The 18885-nt window shown below is 73.9% G+C and carries 15 protein-coding genes; 6 read left to right on the top strand and 9 right to left on the bottom strand.

Going from position 1 to position 18885, the window contains the following annotated elements; all coding sequences use genetic code 11:
* Positions 1-25: 25 nt before the first annotated feature.
* The 5 genes from LG395_RS10945 to LG395_RS10925 all read right to left on the bottom strand — a co-directional run bounded on the left by LG395_RS10945 (position 26) and on the right by LG395_RS10925 (position 6214).
* Entirely contained in the window at positions 26-1531 is a 1506-nt protein-coding gene (locus LG395_RS10945) for a phytoene desaturase family protein (RefSeq protein ID WP_171157135.1), read from the bottom strand.
* 58 nt (positions 1532-1589) lie between these two features.
* Positions 1590-2192, bottom strand: a complete 603-nt coding sequence (locus tag LG395_RS10940) for a DUF4126 domain-containing protein (protein WP_225809235.1) — start codon at positions 2190-2192, stop codon at positions 1590-1592.
* A gap of 431 nt (positions 2193-2623) precedes the next feature.
* Positions 2624-3253 (bottom strand): TetR/AcrR family transcriptional regulator, encoded by a 630-nt coding sequence (locus tag LG395_RS10935; protein WP_171157139.1) that lies wholly within the window; start codon positions 3251-3253, stop codon positions 2624-2626.
* Positions 3254-3300: 47 nt separating this feature from the next.
* The gene (locus LG395_RS10930) at positions 3301-5385 is read right to left on the bottom strand and encodes a YhgE/Pip domain-containing protein (protein WP_225809234.1); all 2085 of its coding nucleotides are present in this window, start codon (positions 5383-5385) and stop codon (positions 3301-3303) included.
* Positions 5357-6214, bottom strand: coding sequence for an ATP-binding cassette domain-containing protein (locus LG395_RS10925; RefSeq protein WP_225809233.1), 858 nt, complete (start codon positions 6212-6214; stop codon positions 5357-5359). Before LG395_RS10925 ends, LG395_RS10930 begins: the two co-directional genes overlap by 29 nt.
* Before the next feature lie 166 nt (positions 6215-6380).
* Here LG395_RS10925 and LG395_RS10920 point away from each other — a divergent pair, with 166 nt between their 5' ends.
* From LG395_RS10920 to LG395_RS10910, 3 genes are all read left to right on the top strand, one after another.
* A complete protein-coding gene (locus LG395_RS10920) occupies positions 6381-7010 on the top strand; it encodes an SAV_6107 family HEPN domain-containing protein (RefSeq protein WP_171157145.1) in 630 nt (209 codons plus the stop codon).
* A gap of 136 nt (positions 7011-7146) precedes the next feature.
* The gene (locus LG395_RS10915; RefSeq protein ID WP_225809232.1) at positions 7147-7974 is read left to right on the top strand and encodes a class I SAM-dependent methyltransferase; all 828 of its coding nucleotides are present in this window, start codon (positions 7147-7149) and stop codon (positions 7972-7974) included.
* A 313-nt stretch (positions 7975-8287) separates the two neighbouring features.
* The gene (locus LG395_RS10910) at positions 8288-8671 is read left to right on the top strand and encodes an SCO2097 family morphological protein (protein ID WP_171157149.1); all 384 of its coding nucleotides are present in this window, start codon (positions 8288-8290) and stop codon (positions 8669-8671) included.
* Positions 8672-8909: 238 nt separating this feature from the next.
* Here the strand turns inward: LG395_RS10910 and LG395_RS10905 are convergent, their stop codons facing one another.
* From LG395_RS10905 to LG395_RS10890, 4 genes are all read right to left on the bottom strand, one after another.
* Positions 8910-11291, bottom strand: a complete 2382-nt coding sequence (locus tag LG395_RS10905; protein ID WP_225809231.1) for a transglutaminase TgpA family protein — start codon at positions 11289-11291, stop codon at positions 8910-8912.
* Positions 11291-12649 (bottom strand): DUF58 domain-containing protein, encoded by a 1359-nt coding sequence (locus LG395_RS10900; RefSeq protein ID WP_225809230.1) that lies wholly within the window; start codon positions 12647-12649, stop codon positions 11291-11293. The genes LG395_RS10905 and LG395_RS10900 overlap by 1 nt, the downstream gene beginning before the upstream one ends.
* Positions 12649-13695, bottom strand: a complete 1047-nt coding sequence (locus tag LG395_RS10895) for an AAA family ATPase (RefSeq protein WP_225809229.1) — start codon at positions 13693-13695, stop codon at positions 12649-12651. Before LG395_RS10895 ends, LG395_RS10900 begins: the two co-directional genes overlap by 1 nt.
* 247 nt (positions 13696-13942) lie before the next feature.
* Complete coding sequence (locus LG395_RS10890; protein WP_225809228.1) at positions 13943-14491, bottom strand: beta-class carbonic anhydrase; 549 nt, start codon at positions 14489-14491, stop codon at positions 13943-13945.
* A 419-nt stretch (positions 14492-14910) separates the two neighbouring features.
* On the opposite strand from LG395_RS10890, the gene rsmH reads away from it, so the two are divergent.
* The 3 genes from rsmH to LG395_RS10875 all read left to right on the top strand — a co-directional run bounded on the left by rsmH (position 14911) and on the right by LG395_RS10875 (position 18785).
* Complete coding sequence (gene rsmH, locus LG395_RS10885) at positions 14911-15867, top strand: 16S rRNA (cytosine(1402)-N(4))-methyltransferase RsmH (protein WP_225809226.1); 957 nt, start codon at positions 14911-14913, stop codon at positions 15865-15867.
* 67 nt (positions 15868-15934) lie between these two features.
* Complete coding sequence (gene ftsL, locus LG395_RS10880; protein ID WP_225809225.1) at positions 15935-16513, top strand: cell division protein FtsL; 579 nt, start codon at positions 15935-15937, stop codon at positions 16511-16513.
* Between the two features lie 307 nt (positions 16514-16820).
* Entirely contained in the window at positions 16821-18785 is a 1965-nt protein-coding gene (locus LG395_RS10875) for a penicillin-binding transpeptidase domain-containing protein (RefSeq protein ID WP_308071231.1), read from the top strand.
* Positions 18786-18885 lie beyond the last annotated feature (100 nt).

Raw genomic sequence — 18885 nt, 5'->3', positions numbered from 1 at the left:
GAACCCGCCGTTCACCGGCGCCCGTTCACTGCGAGCCGCGGAACTCCGGGCCCTCCACGATCAGGCCGGCCACCAGCGCGCCCGACATGCCGGCGTGCGGGAGGCCGCCACCCGGGTGGGACCAGCCGCCGACGGCGAACAGGCCCGGCATCGCCGTGGAGTTGGCCGGATGCAGCACCCCCTCCGGCGCGGCCAGCGCGGGCGGCGGCACGGCGCCGCCCGCGGCTCCCGTCTCCCGCTCGGTGTCCAGCGGTGTGCGGACCTCGCGCCACAGCACCCGCTCGCGCAGCCCCGGCACGGCCCGCTCGGCGGCGGCGGCCATCCGGTCCGCGAAGGCGTCGGCGGCACCGGGCGCCGCCCAGTCGTACTCCGTCGCCGAGGGCACCGTCGCCGTCAGCACCACGCTCTCGTGCTCCCCGTCGGGGCGCAGGGCCGGGTCGTCCGGCCGGTCGACGAGGGTCGTCGGCAGGTCGGGCAGCAGCCCGTGCCGGAACAGATCCAGATCGCCCTCGTCGTCGGCCGCGTGCACCACCGTGCGGTGCACCGCGCCGGGCTCCCGCGCCCCGCGCAGCGCCAGGCACACGACCACCCGGCCCGGGTACCGGTCCTCCGGCTCCGGTCCGACGGCCCCGGCGCCGTACACCTGCCGGCCCGTCAGGCCGCCCAGTCTCCACGGGCCCTGGCCGACCACGAAGTCCGCCTCGGCCACCGCGCTGGTGCTCAGCTCCACCCCGGCCGCGCGGCCGTCCTTCTCCAGGATCCGGGTCACCTCGGCGCCGAACACGAACTCGACCCGCCGTTCCCGGCACCGCTCGTACACCGCGTCCGCCAGCTTGCGGACGCCACCGCGCACGTACCAGGTGCCGAAGGCGTGCTCCATGTAGGGCAGCACGGCCGCGCTCGCCGGGGCGGTGCCCGGGTCGACGCCGTACGCGAGCGCGTACCCGTCCAGCAGCTGTGCCAGCCGGGGGTCGCGCAGTTCCCGCCTGCCGACCTCGAACAGCTTGACCACGCGGCGCCTGCCCAGCAGCCGCTTGTACGTGGTACCCGGATAGGGCTCCTTGCCGGCCAGCACCTGCCAGTTGGGCCACAGCGGCTCCTCCAGCAGCGGCCGGCGGGTGCGGTCCCAGGCCTCGCGGGCCCGCACCAGGAAGTCGCCCCAGCGCTCGCCCGCGCCCGCGCCCAGCGCCTCGTCCAGAGCCGCGACGACGCCGGCGCGGGAGGCGTTGGGCAGGGACACCTCCGTGCCGTCCGCGAAGACGTGCCGCGCCGACGGGTCGACCTGGACCAGCTCGACGCGGTCCTCCAGCGGTTCCCTGCCGGTCTTGACGAACAGGTCGCGGTACACGGCGGGCAGCGTCAGCAGTCCCGGGCCCGTGTCGAAGCGGAACCCGTCCCGCTCGAACCGGCGCACCGCGCCGCCGTACGTCTCCGTCCGCTCGTACACCGTCACCCGGTGGCCCGCGACGGCCAGCCGGGCGGCAGCCGCCATCGCGCCCATCCCGGCGCCGATCACCGCAATCCGTGCCATGCCCGTGACTTTATCCACCGCCACCGACAGGCCGGCCGCGGGGCGGCCGAGACGCAGGTCAGGGGGCCCGTGAGGCCAGACGCCGCTCCTCCCGGCGCTGGGCGCGGCGACGCAGGAAGCGGCGGATGCGGGAGACGAGGAACAGCAGGGTCAGCAGCCCGCCGGCCAGCAGGACGGCCGCGACGACCGCCGCCGCCTCCGGGTGGAACACCGCGAGCGTGACGATGCCCCCGACCCCGAGGTCCTCGGCGAGGCTCAGCGCGATGTTGCTGAACGGCTCGGGCGAGGTGTTGACCGCCATCCGCGTCCCTGCCTTCACGGCGTGGCTGGCCAGCGCCGTCGAGCCGCCGATCAGGCCGGCCGCCACATCGGAGAGCGAGCCGCTCTGCCCGGCGAGCAGCGCACCGACCCAGGCACCGGCGAGCGGACGGACCACCGTGTGCACGGAGTCCCACAGCGAGTCGACGTAGGGGATCTTGTCGGCGACGGCCTCGCACAGGAACAGCACGCCCGCGACGATCAGCACCTCGGGGCGCTGCAACGTCTGCGGGACGTCGTCGGCGACCCCCGCCGCGCCGAAGAGACCGAGCAGCAGCACCACCGCGTAGGCGTTGACGCCGCTGGCCCAGCCGCTGGTGAAGACAAGAGGGAGTACGGACACGGACACGATCGTAGCCAGGCGCCGGACCACAGGCGTGGGCACGCGCGCGGACGGCTGAGTACGCGTACTCAGACGGCCAGATGAGTACGCGTGCGGATGGGCCGGCGGACGTGCGAACGGGAGAGTGGAGGCACGGCACAGGGGCGCGGCCCGGCACCGCCGGCACGGGGCGGCGGAACGGCGCCCGCCCCCTGGCCGCTCCTTCCGCCGATCCGTCGGCGGAAGCGAGACACGGGGGCCTCGGGGGACGACCACACGGGGGTCCGCGACGGGGGAGCCCGAACGGGGGAGTTCGGGAGGGAAGTACGGGGGAGCCACCGGGAGGAACGGGGGAGAACGGGGGAATCCCGGTGGCGGCACGGGGAACGGAGGGCGCCGGTCCACAGCGGACCGGCGCCCTCCGCGTACGCCCCTCAGGCCGCGCGCACCGCTCAGACCCTGCCGCTGACCCGCCCCTGGAGCAGCCGGGACAGGGCCGCGTGCACGTCGTCCAGGGAGCGCTCCGGCTGGAACGACTTCCAGTCCAGCGCGGCCACCAGGACCATGCCGACCAGTGCCGCCGCCGTCAACTGGACGTCGATCTCGTCGCTGAACTCGCCCGCCGCCACGCCCTCGCGCAGCACTCCCTCCACCACCGCGACCGCCTCCTGCCGCACCACCATCAGGGTGGACTGCCAGGCCCGGTTGGTGCGCCACAGCTCGGCGACGTACAGCTGGGTGAAGGCCGGGTAGCGGTCGATGAAGACCAGTCCCGCGCGGATCATCGCGTCCAGCGCGTCCACCTTGCCGCGGCCCTCGCGCGCCGCCTGCTCGGCCGCTTCCTTCAGGGAGGCGGTGAGCAGGCCGACACCGTGCCTGAGCAGCTCCTCGAAGAGAACGGACTTGCTCGCGAAGTTGTAGTAGACCGTGCCCTTCGCGACCCCGGCCCGCTCGGCGATCTCGTCCACCGTGGTCGCGGAGAAGCCCTGCTCGGCGATGAGCGTGACGGCCGCCTCGTAGAGCTTCTGCCGGGTGGCCTCGCGGCGCGTGCTGCCGCCGGCCTTGGCGCTGCTGCTTTCCATGGTCCCGATTCTCACAGGTACGCGCGCGTGCGGCCGTTCGCCCCGGATCACAGGCTCAGCTCCGGGTGCAGCCGGGCCGGGGTCCACACCTGGCGGCGGCGGGCCGCGAGAGCGGTCAGCGCGAGGGCACCGGCGGTGAACGCGGCGAGCACGCCGCACGCCAGCCACACCGGGCCGAGCCCGCCGCCCGTGATCAGCCGGCGCAGCGCCTCCACGGTGTAGCTCATCGGCAGGAACGGGTGGATCGCGTTGAAGAATCCCGGGCTGGTCTGGACGGGATAGGTGCCGCCCGCCGAGGTCAGCTGGAGCATCAGCAGCGCGAGCACGAGGATCCGGCCGGCCGCGCCGAAGCGGGCGTTCAGCCACTGCACGATCGCCGCGAAACAGGCCGTGACCAGGAACAGGAAGCCGATCGTGCCGGCCGCCCGCAGCATCTGGAGGCCGACCGCCCAGTGCAGCACGGCCATCAGGGCGGCCACCTGGAGCACGCCCAGCGCCACCACCGGCAGCCAGCCGGCGAACGCGATCCGCCAGGCGGAGGCGCCGGCCGCCAGCGCCCGCCGGTTGAGCGGCGGGATCAGCATGTAGGCCACCATCGCGCCGACCCACAGCGACAGCGGGATGAAGTAGGGGGCGAAGCCGGTGCCGTAGTTCGGCGCCCTGTGCAGGTCGTGCGAGGCGAGCTGGACCGGGTCGGCCATCACGCCGGTGCGCCGGTCGCGGTCCTGCTTGTCGTAGTCCGGGATCTTCCTCGCGCCCGAGTGCAGTCCGCCGGCCAGCTTCCCCGAGCCGTCGGACAGCTTGTACAGGCCGCCGTTGAGGGTCTCGGCGCCCGACTCCGCGGTGCCGATGCCCTTGTCGAGGGCGACCGCGCCGGTGTGGGCGGTGCCCAGCCCGGTGTGCAGCCTCTCGGCGCCGGCGGCGACCTGGTGGGCCCCGGTGTTCAGCTTGTCGATCTTCTTGACGGCGTCCTCGACGTCCTCGGACAGGTGCGGTGCGCGCTCGGCGAGGGCGTCGGCCTGCTTCCGGAGCGCGCCCAGGTTCTCCCGCATCGTCTTCAGGTCGCCGTCCTGATCGGCGATCAGCGTGTTCAGGTCGTCGGCGACGGTGGCCACCTCGGCGGCGGCCGTCCGGGCCCGCTTCAGCTCGGGGCACGCCGGGTCGGGGACCGTCGCGCCCTCGCAGCGCTTGCCGTACACCTCGTCCAGGACGGCCGAGGAGGCGTGCGCGGTCTTGGCGGCCCCCGGCGCCAGCTTCACCAGCACGTCCAGGTTGTCCTTCACCGCCTTGGCCGAGTCGGAGACCAGCCGGGCCGTGTCCCCGATGGTCTTCTCGTTGTGCTTCAGGAACGGGCCCGCCTGGGCGTAGACGCCGTCGACCTTGTCGGCGAGCGCCTGGGTGCCGTCGGCGACCTGCCGTGAGCCCTCCTGGAGGTCGCCCGAGCCGGTGTCGAGCTTTTTCAGGCCCTTGGCCAGCTTGCCGCTGCCGCCCTTGGCGTCCTTCAGACCGTCCGCGAGGTCCTTGGAGCCCTTCTCCGCCTTCCCTATCCCGCTGTTCAGCCTGTCGGCGCCCCGGGCGGCCGTGACCGTCTTGTCGTGGATGTCGGAGAAGGAGACGAAGATCTTGTCCAGGAAGCTCCGGGAGGCCTTGGCGGACGCGGCCGAGCGCACCTCGTTGAAGACCGTGCGGGAGATCTGGCCGACGATGTAGTTGTTCGCGTCGTTGGTGCGCACCCGGAGGGCGCCGGTCTCGGGGGAGTCGCCCGAACTGGACGCGATGCGGCTGCTGAAGTCGGCCGGCATGGTCAGCGACAGGTAGTAGGTGCCGTCCTCGACGCCCGCGCGGGCCTGCGCGTCGGAGACCTCGTGCCACTCGAAGGTCCGGCTGTCGCGCAGCCCGTCGACGATGTCGTCGCCGGCGGTGATCCTCTTCCCGCCCGCCGTGGCCCCCTTGTCGTCGTTCACCAGGGCCACCGGGATGCGGTCCAGACGGCCGTACGGGTCCCAGAACGACCACAGGTACAGGGCGCCGTAGAGCAGGGGCAGCACGAGCAGCGCGACGAGGGCGGCCCGGGGGAGCCTGCCCCGCCCGAAGCGCCTCAGCTCAAGCGCGGCCAGCCTCGGTGAGCGCATCACCGGCATCCTCCTTCTCCGGCTTCTCCGGCTTCTCCGGCTTCTCCGGCTTCTCCGGGTTCTCCGGCTTCTCCGGCTCGGTCGAGACGCTGACGCAGTCCTCGGGAGCGGTGCGGCACACGGCCAGGACCGTCGTGCCCGCGCGCGTGAGGGAGCGCAACAGGTCCCACATCCCGGCGCGTTCGGCGTCCGAGAGCTTCATGTCGACGTCGTCCACCCCGAGCAGCAGGGGCCGGCCGAGCAGGGCCAGCGCGAGGGACAGGCGCAGCTCCTGCGGCCGTTCCAGGTCGCGTACGGCCGTACGGGAGCCCTTCGGGAGCGTCTCCAGGTCGAGTCCGGCGGCGGCCAGGGCCGCGTCGGCCCGCAGCCGCGCCTCGTACGCGCGCTGGGCCCGGGGGCGCAGCAGTTGACGCAGGGAGTCGCCGAACCGGTGCTGCAGCAGCGCCCGTTCGCGCAGGTGCTCCCCGACGGTGAGGGCCGGCTCCAGGTCGGTCACGCCGGTCACGTTCGCCACCGCGCCGACACGGCGCAGGGCCGCCATCTGACGCGGGAGTTTGAACCCGGCGACGGCGGCCACTCCCTCGGTGGGCTTCATCCGTCCCGTGAGTGCGAGCAGCAGACACGTGCGGCCGGAGCCGGACGGTCCCTCGATCGCGATCAGCGAGCCGGGCCCCGCGTCCAGGGTGACGCCGCGGAAGGCCCAGCCCCGCGGCCCCTTGAGCCCGAGCGCCTCGGCCCTGACACCGGCGCCGGCAGCGGCGCCCGCGCCGGCGGTTCCGTCCGCGCCGGCGGTTCCGTCCGCGCCGGCCGTTGCGTGTGCGTCGTCCACAAGCCCCCCTGCCGTGTAGCCATAATTGAACTGACTGGTCAGTGCAAAAATACGCCCGAACCTACGATCGAGGCAAAAGCGCAGGTCGGAACGGATTGTCAGTGGCATACCGCACGATGGGCACATACGGCATTCGTGCCGTCACCCAGACGACAGGAGGTTCGTCATGGCCCACTCGTCCGCAGCCGCCGCACGCCGGCGCCGCGCCACCGGCCCTGCCCCCTCACTGACCGGCCCGGCGAGCGACGTGCACCCCGTGCTCCGCCGGGCCACGGCCCCGCCCGCCGCCCTCGACCTGCTCGCCCAGGCCCGTGCCGGACTGGAGGAGGCCACCGTCCTGGAGACGCCGAACGAGCGCTATGCGACGGCCCACCTCGCCGCCCTGCGCACCGCCGCCGCCGTACTCGCCGCCCGGGGGCGGCCCGAGACCTCCCCGCGCCGCCGGGCCCGCATCCGCAGCGCCTGGGAGGTGCTCCCCGAGATCGCCCCGGAACTGACCGAGTGGAGCGCGCTGTTCGCCTCCGGCGCCGCCCGCCGCGCCCGCGCCGAGGCGGGCATTCAGGGAGCGGCCGGGCAGCGGGACGCGGACGACCTGATACGCGACGTGGAGATGTTCCTCCGCATCGTGGAGCGGATGCTGGTCCTCCAGCCGGTCCTGCCCCAGCCCCGCCAGGACACCGCCGGTGACACCGCCGCCGCCGTCGTCGACGGCACCGGCGGCGGAGAAGGCCCGAGGAGGGGAGACGGCCGGGGGAGGGGAGCCGGTCCGGGGGGTGATCTGCCGGACACGGGCTGACGACGGACGCGGGCCGGCCACGGGACCCCGCCGGGGAGGCGCGCGTGGCCCGGCGTCGCCGCGGTGACCAGGCACGGCGTGGAGGCAATAGGGTGGACATCGCCTGAAGTCCCGCCCCGCCGAGGAGTCAACTGCCGTGTCGGACCCGATGCGCCCGCCCGTCTCCCACCACCACCCCCAGACGACGTCGCTGCGCTCCGACCCCTCCCGCCCTCGCGCCTCTCTCGGTACGGCGGTGGTCTGGGAGGTCCTGCAGGACGCCCTGGACCGCCGGGTCAAGGCCACCGGCCGGGACTCGCTGGACGTCCTGGACACCGGAGGCGGCAGCGGCAGGTTCGCCGTGCCCCTCGCCCGCCTCGGCCACCGCGTCACCGTGGTCGACCCCAGCCCCAACGCGTTGTTCGCGCTGGAGCGCCGCGTCACCGAGGCCGGTGTCGCCGACCGGGTCAAGGGGGTCCAGGGCGACGCGCACGGCCTGTTCGACGTGGTCGAGCGCGGCGGCTACGACGCCGTCCTGTGCCACGGCGTCCTGGAGTACGTGGACGACCCGGCCGAGGGCATCCGCAACGCGGTCGCCGCGCTGCGCCCCGAGGGCGTCCTCAGCCTGCTCGCGGCCGGCCTCGGCGGTGCCGTGCTCGCCCGCGCCCTGGCCGGCCACTTCACCGAGGCCCACCAGGCGCTGCGGGACCCCGACGGCCGCTGGGGCGCCGGCGACCCGATGCCCCGTCGCTTCACCGCCGAGCAGCTCACCGCGCTGGTCGAGGGCGCGGGTCTGCGGGTCGGTGCGGTACACGGGGTGCGCGTCTTCGCCGACCTGGTGCCCGGGGTGCTGGTGGACACCGAGCCCGGTGCCCTCGACGCGCTGCTGAAGCTGGAGGCCGCGGCGGCCGAGCTGCCCGCGTTCCATTCCGTCGCCACCCAGCTCCATGTGCTCGGTGAGACCCCGGGTCCTCGCGAGGCCTGAGACACCCTCGGCACGCGAGCGCATCCCGGGGACGGGGCGCGCAGCCGGGACGAGCCGCTGATCAGCGCCTCGTGCGCGGATGGAGTACGCCACAAGCCCCCCGATCGAGGGGTTTGCGCCGTATGATCGAGGTACACCGCCCGGCATGACGGGTCGGCCGCCGGGGAATGGAAGCCTCAGCGAGTCGGACGGCCATGACGGGCTCCGGTTGGCCAATTGGCGTAGAGGGGCGGGTTTCACGGGGGCGATTCCCTGCCTATCCTGAAGGGACCCCCCGGGTCGCCCCCGGCGACTGCACGATGAGGAGGACTCCGTGCCGCTCTCTGAGCACGAGCAGCGAATGCTTGAGCAGATGGAGCGAGCGCTGTACGCCGAAGACCCCAAGTTCGCGTCGGCGCTTGAGGGAAACGGGCTGCGGACGTACACCCGGCGGCGGGTCTACCAGGCGGCCGCAGGCTTCCTCGCGGGTATCGCGCTCCTCATGGCCGGAATGGTCGCGCAGCTGATCTGGGTGAGCGTGGTGGGGTTCCTCGTCATGCTGGGCTGTGCCGTGCTCGCCGTCACCGGCTGGCGCAAGGCACCGAAGCCGGGTGAGCAGCCCCCGGGCGGCCCGCGCCGCCAGGCGCGGCCGAAGCGCTCCATGATGGACCGGATCGAGCAGCGCTGGCAGCGCCGCCGGGACGAACAGGGTCACTGACCGCGCCGCGCCTCCCACGGCGCCGGACCCGCGGACATCCGTGAGGGGCGGCCACCAGCCGGTGGCCGCCCCTCACGCGTGCCCGGCCCCTCCGACCACCCAGTGCCGGCCGCCCCTGCCCTGCGCCGCCCGCACTCAGCCCCGTGTCGGCCCCACTCAGCACACGCCCACCGTCTTGCCCGAGGTCAGCCGTGAGGGACGTGAACAGCCGCGCCGCCCGTACGGACGGCGCGGCTGTTCAGCTTCGCTGCCCTGATGGACGGCGGAGTGTCGGGCGGGCTGCCGTGAGGCGGGTTCGCAGGGTCGACCAGCGGGCCGACAGCGTCCACAGCACCCGGACCGAGGAGCGGGGCAGGAACCGCGCCCGCAGCCGCGTCCCGGTGCTCACCGTGGCCCGCAGTGCCTCGGTCACCCGGCGTACGTCCTGTGCCGTCCCGGGGGCCGGGCGCGGGGCGGGCGCGTACAGCACCTGCTCCACCGCGTCCGCCACCCGGTGCACGGCGGCCCCGGCCGCCGGATCGAGATGGCCGAGCCGCACGATCCGGTCGGCGGCCTTGCGCGGAGTCAGCGACTCGTCCGGCGCGATGCCGTGGTCCCAGGCGCTGTCGGTCAGCTCCTGCCACGCCGCCAGGGTGTGCGCCGCCGCGCCCCCCGGCGTCCGGTCGTGCCCGCCCAGCCGGCGCCCGCGCATCCGCTCGCGCCACAGCAGCGGCGACAGCGGAACCGCCAGGACCAGCAGCGCGCCCAGCCCGGTCAGCGGCCACCACCACCAGCCGTCGCCGCCGTCCTCGTGGGCCGGGACCGCCGCCGCGGACGCGCTGCCGCAGGCCTGGAGCCTGCGCAGCTCACCGGCGCAGCTCTCGCTCGGCGAGGCCGCCGCCGAGGGCGCCGAGGACGCCCCCTTGGACGGCAGCGCCTCCTCCGGCACCGAGCTGCCCGGCGTGTCCGACTGGGTGTAGGACGGCGTGGTGCCCCGGGTCGGGGTCGGCTCGAAACGGGTCCAGCCCACGCCCTCGAAGTACAGCTCGGGCCACGCGTGCGCGTCCTTCTGGCTCACCGCGACCGTGCCGTCGGCCTGCGGGGTGCCGGGCGCGAAGCCCACCGCGACCCGGGCCGGGATGCCGAGGGTGCGGGCCATGGCCGCCATCGCGAAGGAGAAGTGGACGCAGAAGCCCTGCTTCTTCTTCAGGAAGTTCGCTATGGCGCCGGGACCGCGACCCACCTCCACCGAGGTGTCGTACTGGAAGCCCCCGTTGACCGAGAACCAGTCCTGGAGCTTCACGGCCTCCTCATAGTGACTGGTCGCGCCCGCCGTGACCTCCTGCGCGGTGCGGGCCACCACCTTCGGCAGCGAGGGCGGCACCTTGGTGTACTCGCGCCGCAGGGCGGCCGGCGGCTGCGGCGCGGCGGCCAGCTGTTCCGCCGTCGGCCGCACGTCCAGACTGGTCACCTGGTAGGTCTCGCCCCGCGTGGTCTGGCCGCGGTCGCCGACGAGGGTCATCCCGACGGGCTCGTACCGCCACCGGCCGCTGATCTTCACATCGCTCGGCGGGTAGGGCATCGGCAGCCAGTCCTGCGCGTACCAGTCCGCCGCCGTGACGGTCGTCGTCACCTTGCCGCGGTCGACGTCCGAACCCAGGCCGACGGGTGTGGGGAGCCTGTCCGGGACGCCGACGATGTGCCGCTGGGCCGGCTTCCAGGTGGTGCCGTCGAAGTCGTCCAGGGAGACGATCCGCAGGTACAGGTCGGAGATGTCGTTCGTGTCCGTCCGCAGTGTCAGCACCTGGCGGTCGTCGTTCGTGTTCAGGTTGTCGCGCAGGGACACCAGCGGGTTGACCGCCGAGATCGTGCCCCCGTTGCCGCCTCCCACTCCCACGCCGGCGCCCGCTGCGTCCAGCAGGCCGCCGTTGATCGTGGGCAGGGCGAGCGGCACCACCAGGGCCACGCCGAGCGCCACCGCGCCGATCCGGCGTCCGGTGCGCACCGGTGCCACGGCGCCCTCCGGGCCGCCCGGGGTGCGGGGCGCGCCGCCGAAGACCCGGCCCCACTGGGCGAGCCGGTCCCGGCCCTCCGCGAGGAGCAGCATCAGATAGCCGGCCGCCGCCACCAGGAACCACAGCCAGTCCGCGCCGCCGCCGGACAGGCCGGCGGCCACCGAGTACAGCGCGAGCAGCGGCAGCCCGGCCGGGGCCGCGCTGCGCAGCGTCACCGCGAGCGTGTCGACCAGCAGGCCGATCACCAGCGCGCCGCCGATCAGCATCAGCTTGATGCCGTCGGTGACCGGTGCCGGTGTCGCGTACCGGCTGACGTCGTCCGTGCCCTGCTGGAGCAGGCCGGCGAAGTACCGGAAGGTGTCCGGGCCGGGGATCAGCCCGAGGAGCGCGTGCCCCCGGGCGAAGACCAGGGTCAGCAGCATCAGGGTGACCAGCGCCTGCGCCGCCACGGTCAGCGTCCGCCCCAGCGGCACCCGCCGGGCGGCCGCCCCGACTCCGGTCTGGACGGCCACCAGCGGGACCAGTTGCAGCAGCCAGGTCGGCTCGGTGACCAGCGGCAGCAGCGCACAGGAGGCCATCAGGGTGGCCGCCGCCGCGCACAGTGCCAGTCGTGCCCGCCCGCTCATCACCGTGCCTCCCCGCTCACGGCGGTCAGCCCGGAACGCTCCCGGTCCGCCCGCCGCCACAGCTCGTCGGCCGAGGCGCCGCGCGGCACGCTCAGCGCCGTCCAGCCCGCCTCGCGCAGCATCCGCAGCCGCCGCTCGTGCCGGTCACCCGGGCGGGGGACGTCAGTCGCCTCCCGGGTCCAGGTGTCGGGGTCCAGCACGAAGGCGACGGCGCCGCCGCTGCGCCGGCTCATCTTGGCGACCGTCGTGGCCTGCTCCTCGTCCAGGTCGCCCAGGAAGGCGATCAGCAGCCCCTCGTTGCCGCCGCGCAGCACGTCGTACGCCCGGGACAGCCCCGTGCCGTCGGAGTGGTCGATCACCGCGAGGGTGTCCATCATCAGCCCGGCCGCGTCCGCCGTCTCCTGTCCGGTGCCCGCGAACCCGTCGGCGCCCTCGCCGGGCACAGCGCTGCCGCTGTCGGTCAGCAGCCGTACCGAGAAGCCGCGCTCCAGCATGTGCACCAGCACGGAGGCGGCACCGGAGACCGCCCACTCGAAGGCCGAGTCCGGGCCCGCGCCCTCGTAGGCGCCGCCACGGGTGTCCAGGAGCACGGTGCACCGGGAGCGCCGTGGCTGCTCCTCGCGGCGCACCATCAGTTCGCCGTAGCGCGCGGTGGACCGCCAGTGCACCCGGCGCAGGTCGTCGCCGTAGCGATAGCCGCGCGGGATGACGTCGTCCTCGCCAGCGAGGGCCAGCGAACGCTGCAGCCCGTCGCCGTACCCCTTGGCCTCGCCGCCGAAGCGGACCGGGGAGAGCGGCTCCACGCGCGGGATCACCGTCAGGGTGTCGTACGTCGAGAAGGAGCGGGTCAGCTCGCACATGCCGAAGGGATCGGTGAGCCGCAGCTGGAGCGGGCCGAGCGGATAGCGGCCCCGCAGGTCCGAGCGGACCCGGTAGGACACCTCGCGGCGGCCGCCCGGCTCGACCCGGTCCAGCACGAAGCGCGGCCGGGGCCCGAGGACGTAGGGCACCCGGTCCTGGAGCATCAGCAGGCCGGTGGGCAGCCGGGAGACGTTGTCCATGCGCAGGTGCACCCGCGCCTCGCTGCCGGCGGGGACGCGCGCGGGGGCGAGACGGCGGCTCGCGGCGACCCGGTAGCGCGTGCGGTACAGCACGGCCGCGCAGAGCAGGGGCAGCACGGCGAGCAGCAGACCGACCCGCAGCAGCTCGCTCAGGCCCAGCACGAACGAGCAGATCGCGGCGGCGATCCCGGCGGCCAGGAAGGAGCGGCCCCGGGTGGTGAGGCCCGCCAGGGCCGTACGGACACCGCCCGCCTCCCCGCGGTCGGCCTCCGCCGGTCCGGCCCCCCAGGAACTCATCACAGACCCCGCGGAGGCTGCTGGGGATAGGCCGGGACGCCGCGGCCGAGGCCGCCGAAGCCGTTCTGCGGGGCCGGGGACTGAGCGGTGGGCACCGGGGTGTGCTGGAGGATCTCCAGCACCACCTGCTCGGCCGTGCGGCGGTTGAGCTGGGCCTGGGCGGTGGGCAGCAGACGGTGGGCGAGGACGGCGACGGCGAGCGCCTGGACGTCGTCGGGCAGCGCGTAGTCCCGGCCGGCGAGGGCCGCGGACGCCTTGGCCGCGCGCAGCAGGTGCAGCGTCGCGCGCGGGGAGGCGCCGAGTCTGAGGTCGGGGTGGGTGCGGGTGGCGGCGACCAGTTCGACCGCGTAGCGCCGGACCGGCTCGGCGACGTGCACGCCGCGGACCGCCTCGACCAGTTTCACGATCTCGTGCGCGTGCGCCACCGGCTGGAGGTCCTCCAGCGGGCTGACCCCGCCGTGGACGTCGAGCATCCGCAACTCGGCCTCCACGCTCGGGTAGCCGACGGAGACGCGGGCCATGAAGCGGTCGCGCTGGGCCTCGGGCAGCGGGTAGGTGCCCTCCATCTCGACCGGGTTCTGGGTGGCCACCACCATGAAGGGGCTGGGCAGTTCGTACGTCTGCCCGTCGATGGTGACCTGCCGCTCCTCCATCGACTCCAGCAGCGCGGACTGGGTCTTGGGCGAGGCGCGGTTGATCTCGTCGCCGATCACGATCTGGGCGAAGATGGCGCCCGGCTTGAACTCGAAGTCCCGGCGCTGCTGGTCCCAGATGGACACGCCCGTGATGTCCGAGGGCAGCAGGTCCGGTGTGAACTGGATACGCCGCACCGAGCAGTCGATGGACCGCGCCAGCGCCTTGGCGAGCATCGTCTTGCCCACCCCGGGGACGTCCTCGATCAGCAGGTGGCCCTCGGCGAGCAGCACGGTCAGCGCGAGTCGTACGACCTCGGGCTTGCCCTCGATCACGCCTTCCACCGAACCGCGCACCCGCTCCACCGTGGCGGTCAGCTCAGTGAGGCTCGCTCGATCGTCATAGGTCGTCACCCGGCCCTCCTCGGCCCGTTCTTTCCGGGCCGACGCTCTCGTGCGAAACCGGCCCACCCCGAAACACGGACACCACGCGGGAAAAGTTCCGCGTGACGTCACACCCCGCATTCTTGCTGCCGTTACCGATTCGTGTCACTCGCCTGTGGACAACTGCCCGCACGATGCCGGTCTTACGACTTTTCGACCGGGTTTTCGGCACGGGGACGGCGGAACGCGCACCGGGGCGGTGGGCCGGCACCCCGGATCAGGCCGGGTCGACCTCGCGCAGCAGACCGGTGCGCACGTCGAAGACGAAACCGCGGACGTCGTCGGTGTGCAGCAGGAACGGTGAGGTGCGCACCCGCTGCATGGACTGGCGCACGTCCTGGTCCACGTCGTGGAAGGACTCCACCGCCCAGGACGGCCGCTGGCCGACCTCCATCTCCAGCTCGGTGCGGAAGTCCTCGGTGAGCGCCTCCAGGCCACAGCCGGTGTGGTGGATGAGCACGACGCTGCGGGTGCCGAGCTTGCGCTGGCTGATGGTCAGCGACCGGATGACGTCGTCGGTGACCACACCGCCCGCGTTGCGGATCGTGTGGCAGTCACCGAGCTGCAGGCCGAGGGCCTGGTGCAGGTCGAGGCGGGCGTCCATGCACGCCACGACGGCGACGTGGAGAACGGGGCTGGCGTCCATGCCGGGGTCCGTGAACGCCTCGGCGTACCGCCGGTTGGCCTCCACGAGGCGGTCGGTCACGGTGTCACCGGCCGGTATGGCGCCTTCGGATCCAGTGGGCACTGCTGCGGAAGTCGTCATACCGACGACGTTACTGGTCACCCGGGGTTCCGGCGTGTTGTGAGAGGGGACGGGAACCGTCATCGTGGCGCATTGTGAGGCAACCCACACGGAGGGCGAACCCGACCGGACGGACGAATCCGTTCGAATGACCGCCCCGGCCCGTGCGCGGTGCGCGACGCGCAGGCCGGTTGATTGACCGCGAGACAGGGTGGACTAAAGTGGCGCGAAGCGGGAGGCGTGGCTCTTCCTGCTGGTGAAACCCCCGGAGACCCCGGCATGCGCCCGGACCGTCTCCCCACGCGCGCGGCGCGTACGTACGGCTCGGCCTCCTCCCGCTCCCGGTCGGCTGACGCTTCCGGCGCCGGCAGGCCGTCCCTTCACGAGCTGGCGGGGACCCGCGGCGGTGCGTATCCTGCGCCGGATCCTGAGAGGCCCCCTTGAGCCAGAGTCGACACGTCCCGGTGATGCTCCAGCGGTGCCTGGACTTGCTGGCGCCCGCCCTGGAGCAGCCGGGCGCGGTGGTCGTCGACTGCACCCTCGGCCTCGGCGGGCACAGCGAGGCGCTGCTCGTCCGGTTCCCCGGAGTGCGGCTGATCGGCCTCGACCGGGACAAGGAGGCGCTGCGGCTGTCCGGTGAGCGGCTGGCCGCCCACGGGGACCGCGCCACCCTCGTGCACGCCGTGTACGACGAGCTGCCCGAGGTGCTGGACCGGCTCGGCACCGCGCGCGTGCAGGGCGTCCTGTTCGACCTCGGCGTCTCCTCCATGCAGCTGGACGAGGCCGGCCGGGGCTTCGCCTACGCGCAGGACGCGCCCCTGGACATGCGCATGGACCAGACGAGCGGGATCAGCGCCGCCGAGGTCCTCAACACCTACCCGGCCGGCGAACTCGTGCGGATCCTGCGGGCGTACGGCGAGGAGAAGCAGGCCAAGCGGATCGTCGCCGCGATCGTCCGGGAGCGCGAGAAGGAGCCGTTCGCCAACAGCGCGCGGCTGGTGGAACTCATCCGGGACGCGCTGCCGCAGGCCGCCAAGCGCACCGGCGGCAATCCGGCCAAGCGCACCTTCCAGGCGCTGCGCATCGAGGTCAACGGCGAACTGTCCGTCCTGGAGCGGGCGATCCCGGCCGCAGTGAAGGCCCTGGACGTCGGCGGGCGCATCGCCGTGCTGTCGTACCACTCGCTCGAAGACCGGCTCGTCAAGCAGGTGTTCGCGGCCGGGGCCGCCACCACCGCGCCGCCCGGGCTGCCCGTCGTGCCCGAGCGCTACCAGCCGCGGCTCAAGCTGCTCACCCGTGGTGCCGAACTTCCCACCGAGGAAGAGATCGCCGAGAACCGCCGGGCCGCGCCGGCCAGACTGCGGGGTGCCGAGCGCATCCGGGAGGACGTCGAGTGAGCGAGACGGGTCGGAAGGGTTCCCCCGCGCACCGGGGGAGCGGTGTCCCGCACGCACCGGGGGAGCAGTGAGCAGGAAACCCGAGCTGAAGGGGAGGGCCGCCCGGCTGGCCCGGCTCCTCCCGGCCGGCCGCGCCCAGGCCGCCCGCACCCCCTTCGTCCTGCTCGTCGTCCTGCTCCTCGGCGGCGGCCTCATCGGACTGCTGGTGCTGAACTCCGCGCTCAGCGAGGGCTCGTTCGAACTCGCCGACCTGCAGAAGCGGACGAAGAGCCTCACCGACGAGGAACAGGCCCTCCAGCGCGACATCGACGCCTACTCGTCCCCGGACGCCCTGCAGCGCCGCGCCCGCGAACTCGGCATGGTCCCCGGCGGCGACCCGGCCTTCCTCGGCCCCGACGGCACCGTCAAGGGCGTCCCCGGCGTCGCCGCCCCCGAGCCCGCCGCCCTCACGGCCCCGGCCGGCCCCGGGCCGCTCGCCCCGGCCGTCTCCGGGCCGATGACCCCGGCCGGCGCCACCCTCCCCGCGGCCCCGCCCGCCGCCCCGGCCCCCGCCGTGCCGGCCCAGCCCCCGGGCGACCCGGCGGCCGCGCCCCCCGCGCCGCCCGCCACCCTCCAGCCGCTCCCCACCCCGACCCCCGGCAGGTGACGGAAGTGTCCGACAGGCAACCGCCGCGCCGCCGCGTGCCCGGGCCCGCCCGCTCCGGCCCGCCGGCGCCGGGTGGACACCGCTCCCCGCGCCCGTCGCCGCGCGCCTCCCGGCGCCGGCCTGTCCGGATGGGGCCGCGCCCCGGTGGCGGCGGCCGGTGCGGGTGCCAGGGACGGCCGGTGGCCCCGCGCGCCGGGCTCCGCTGTCCGGTCGTCCGGCGGCGTGCGGCCCGGACGCCGCCCCCGGCCGGCGCGACGACGCCGTTCCCGTTCCCCCAGCCCACCCCGACCCCCGGCAGGTGACGGAAGTGTCCGACAGGCAACCGCCGCGCCGCCGCGTGCCCGGGCCCGCCAAGCCGCCCCGGCCCCGGGGTGCCGTCCGGCGGCAGCCCGCGCCCGCCGCCCGGCCGGTCCGCCGCTCCGGCGGTGGCCGGCCCCCGGTGTCGCGCCCCCTCCGGCTCGGCAGCCCCCGGCCCCGGCTGCGGCTGGTCAGCCTCGCCCTGACCCTGGTGCTGCTCGCCTTCGTGGTGCGGCTGCTCCAGGTCCAGGCCGTCGACGCGAGCTCCTACACGGCGCGGGCCGAGCAGAACCGGTACGTGGTGCACACACTGGCCGCCGAGCGCGGCGAGATCACCGACCGCAACGGCGTCGCCCTCGCCGTCAGCGAGGACGCGTACGACATCACGGCCGACCCGACGATGTTCGGCCGCGCGCAGCTGAAGATCCCCGACGGCCCGGAGAAGGCCGCCGCGCTGCTCGCGCCGATCCTCGGCCAGGACCAGGCCACCCTCGTCAAGAAGCTGCGCCCCGCGAACAAGAACTCCCGCTACACCCGGCTAGCCACCCGGCAGACCCCGCAGGTCTGGAAGCAGATCAAGGACCTGAAGACCGCGCTGACCAACAAGTCGGAGACGGACCACACCACCGTCAACGTGCTGGCCGGTGTCTTCGCGGACCCCAGCAGCCAGCGCGTCTACCCCAACGGCGACCTGGCCGCCGGGATACTGGGCTGGGTCAACGCCGACGGCCAGGGCGGCGGCGGCGTCGAGCAGCAGCTGGACAAGCAGCTGTCCGGGAAGGACGGCAAGGTCCGCTACGCCCAGGCCGGCGGGCGCCAGGTGCCGACGGCCGGGTCCACCGAGACCCCTGCCGTGCCCGGCTCCGACGTCGAGCTGACCATCGACCGCGACATCCAGTGGGCCGCGCAGCACGCGATCAGCGAGCAGGTGAGGAAGTCCCGGGCGGACCGGGGTTACGTCATCGTCCAGGACACCCGCACCGGCCAGATCCTGGCCATGGCCAACTCGCCCGGCTTCGACCCCAACGACCTGTCCAAGGCCGACGGCGACGCCATGGGCAACGCGGCCGTGCAGGACGCCTACGAGCCCGGCTCCACGGCGAAGGTGATGTCGATGGCGGCCGTGCTGGAGCGGAACGTCGCGACCCCGCTCACCCACGTCGTCGTACCCAACCGGCTGCACCGCGGCGACCGGCTCTTCCAGGACGACGTCGACCACGGCACCTGGAACCTGACCCTCAACGGCGTGCTCGCCAAGTCCAGCAACATCGGCACCATCCTGGCCACCGGCGAACTCGCCAGGACCCAGTCCGAGGCCAACAAGGTCCTCTACTCCTACCTGCGCAAGTTCGGCATCGGCAGCCCCACCGGACTCGGCTTCCCCGGCGAGACCGCCGGCATCCTCGCGCCGCCGCAGAAGTGGTCCACCTCGCAGCAGTACACGATCCCTTTCGGCCAGGGCTTCTCCATCAACGCGATGCAGGCCGCCTCCGTGTACTCGACCATCGCCAACGGCGGCGTCCGCGTCCAGCCGACCCTGGTGCGCGGCACCAAGGGCGCCGACGGCCGCTTCGACCCCGCGCCCAAGCCCGAACGGACACGGGTCGTCAGCGAGAAGACCGCCAGGAGCCTGGCGCAGATGCTGGAGTCCGTCGTGGACGACGGCCAGGGCACCGGCATCAAGGCCCGCATCCCGGGGTACCGGGTCGCGGGCAAGACCGGCACGGCCAACCGCGTGGACCCGCTCACCGGCCGCTACCGCGGCTACACGTCGTCCTTCGCCGGCTTCGCTCCGGCCGACAAACCGCGGATCACCGTCTACTGCGCCATCCAGAACGCCACCTCGGGCAGCTACTTCGGCGGCCAGATCTGCGCCCCCATCTACAAGCAGGTGATGGAGTTCGCCCTGAAGACCCTCCAGGTCCCGCCGACCGGCGCGAAGGCCGCCAACCTGCCCGTCGACTACAAGCCCTGATCAGCACCTCGGAAACACCAGGAACCAGCTCGTGACAACGATCACCCCGGACCCCGGGAACCAAGGCGCCCACAGGCCCTCGCTTCGCTCCGGAGCGGGT

It is taken from the genome of Streptomyces spinosus (assembly GCF_020400655.1).
Taxonomy (GTDB): Bacteria; Actinomycetota; Actinomycetes; order Streptomycetales; family Streptomycetaceae; genus Streptomyces; species Streptomyces argyrophylli.
The sequence above is the reverse complement of the archived record's forward strand: the minus strand, read 5'-3'. Positions and strand labels throughout refer to the sequence as shown.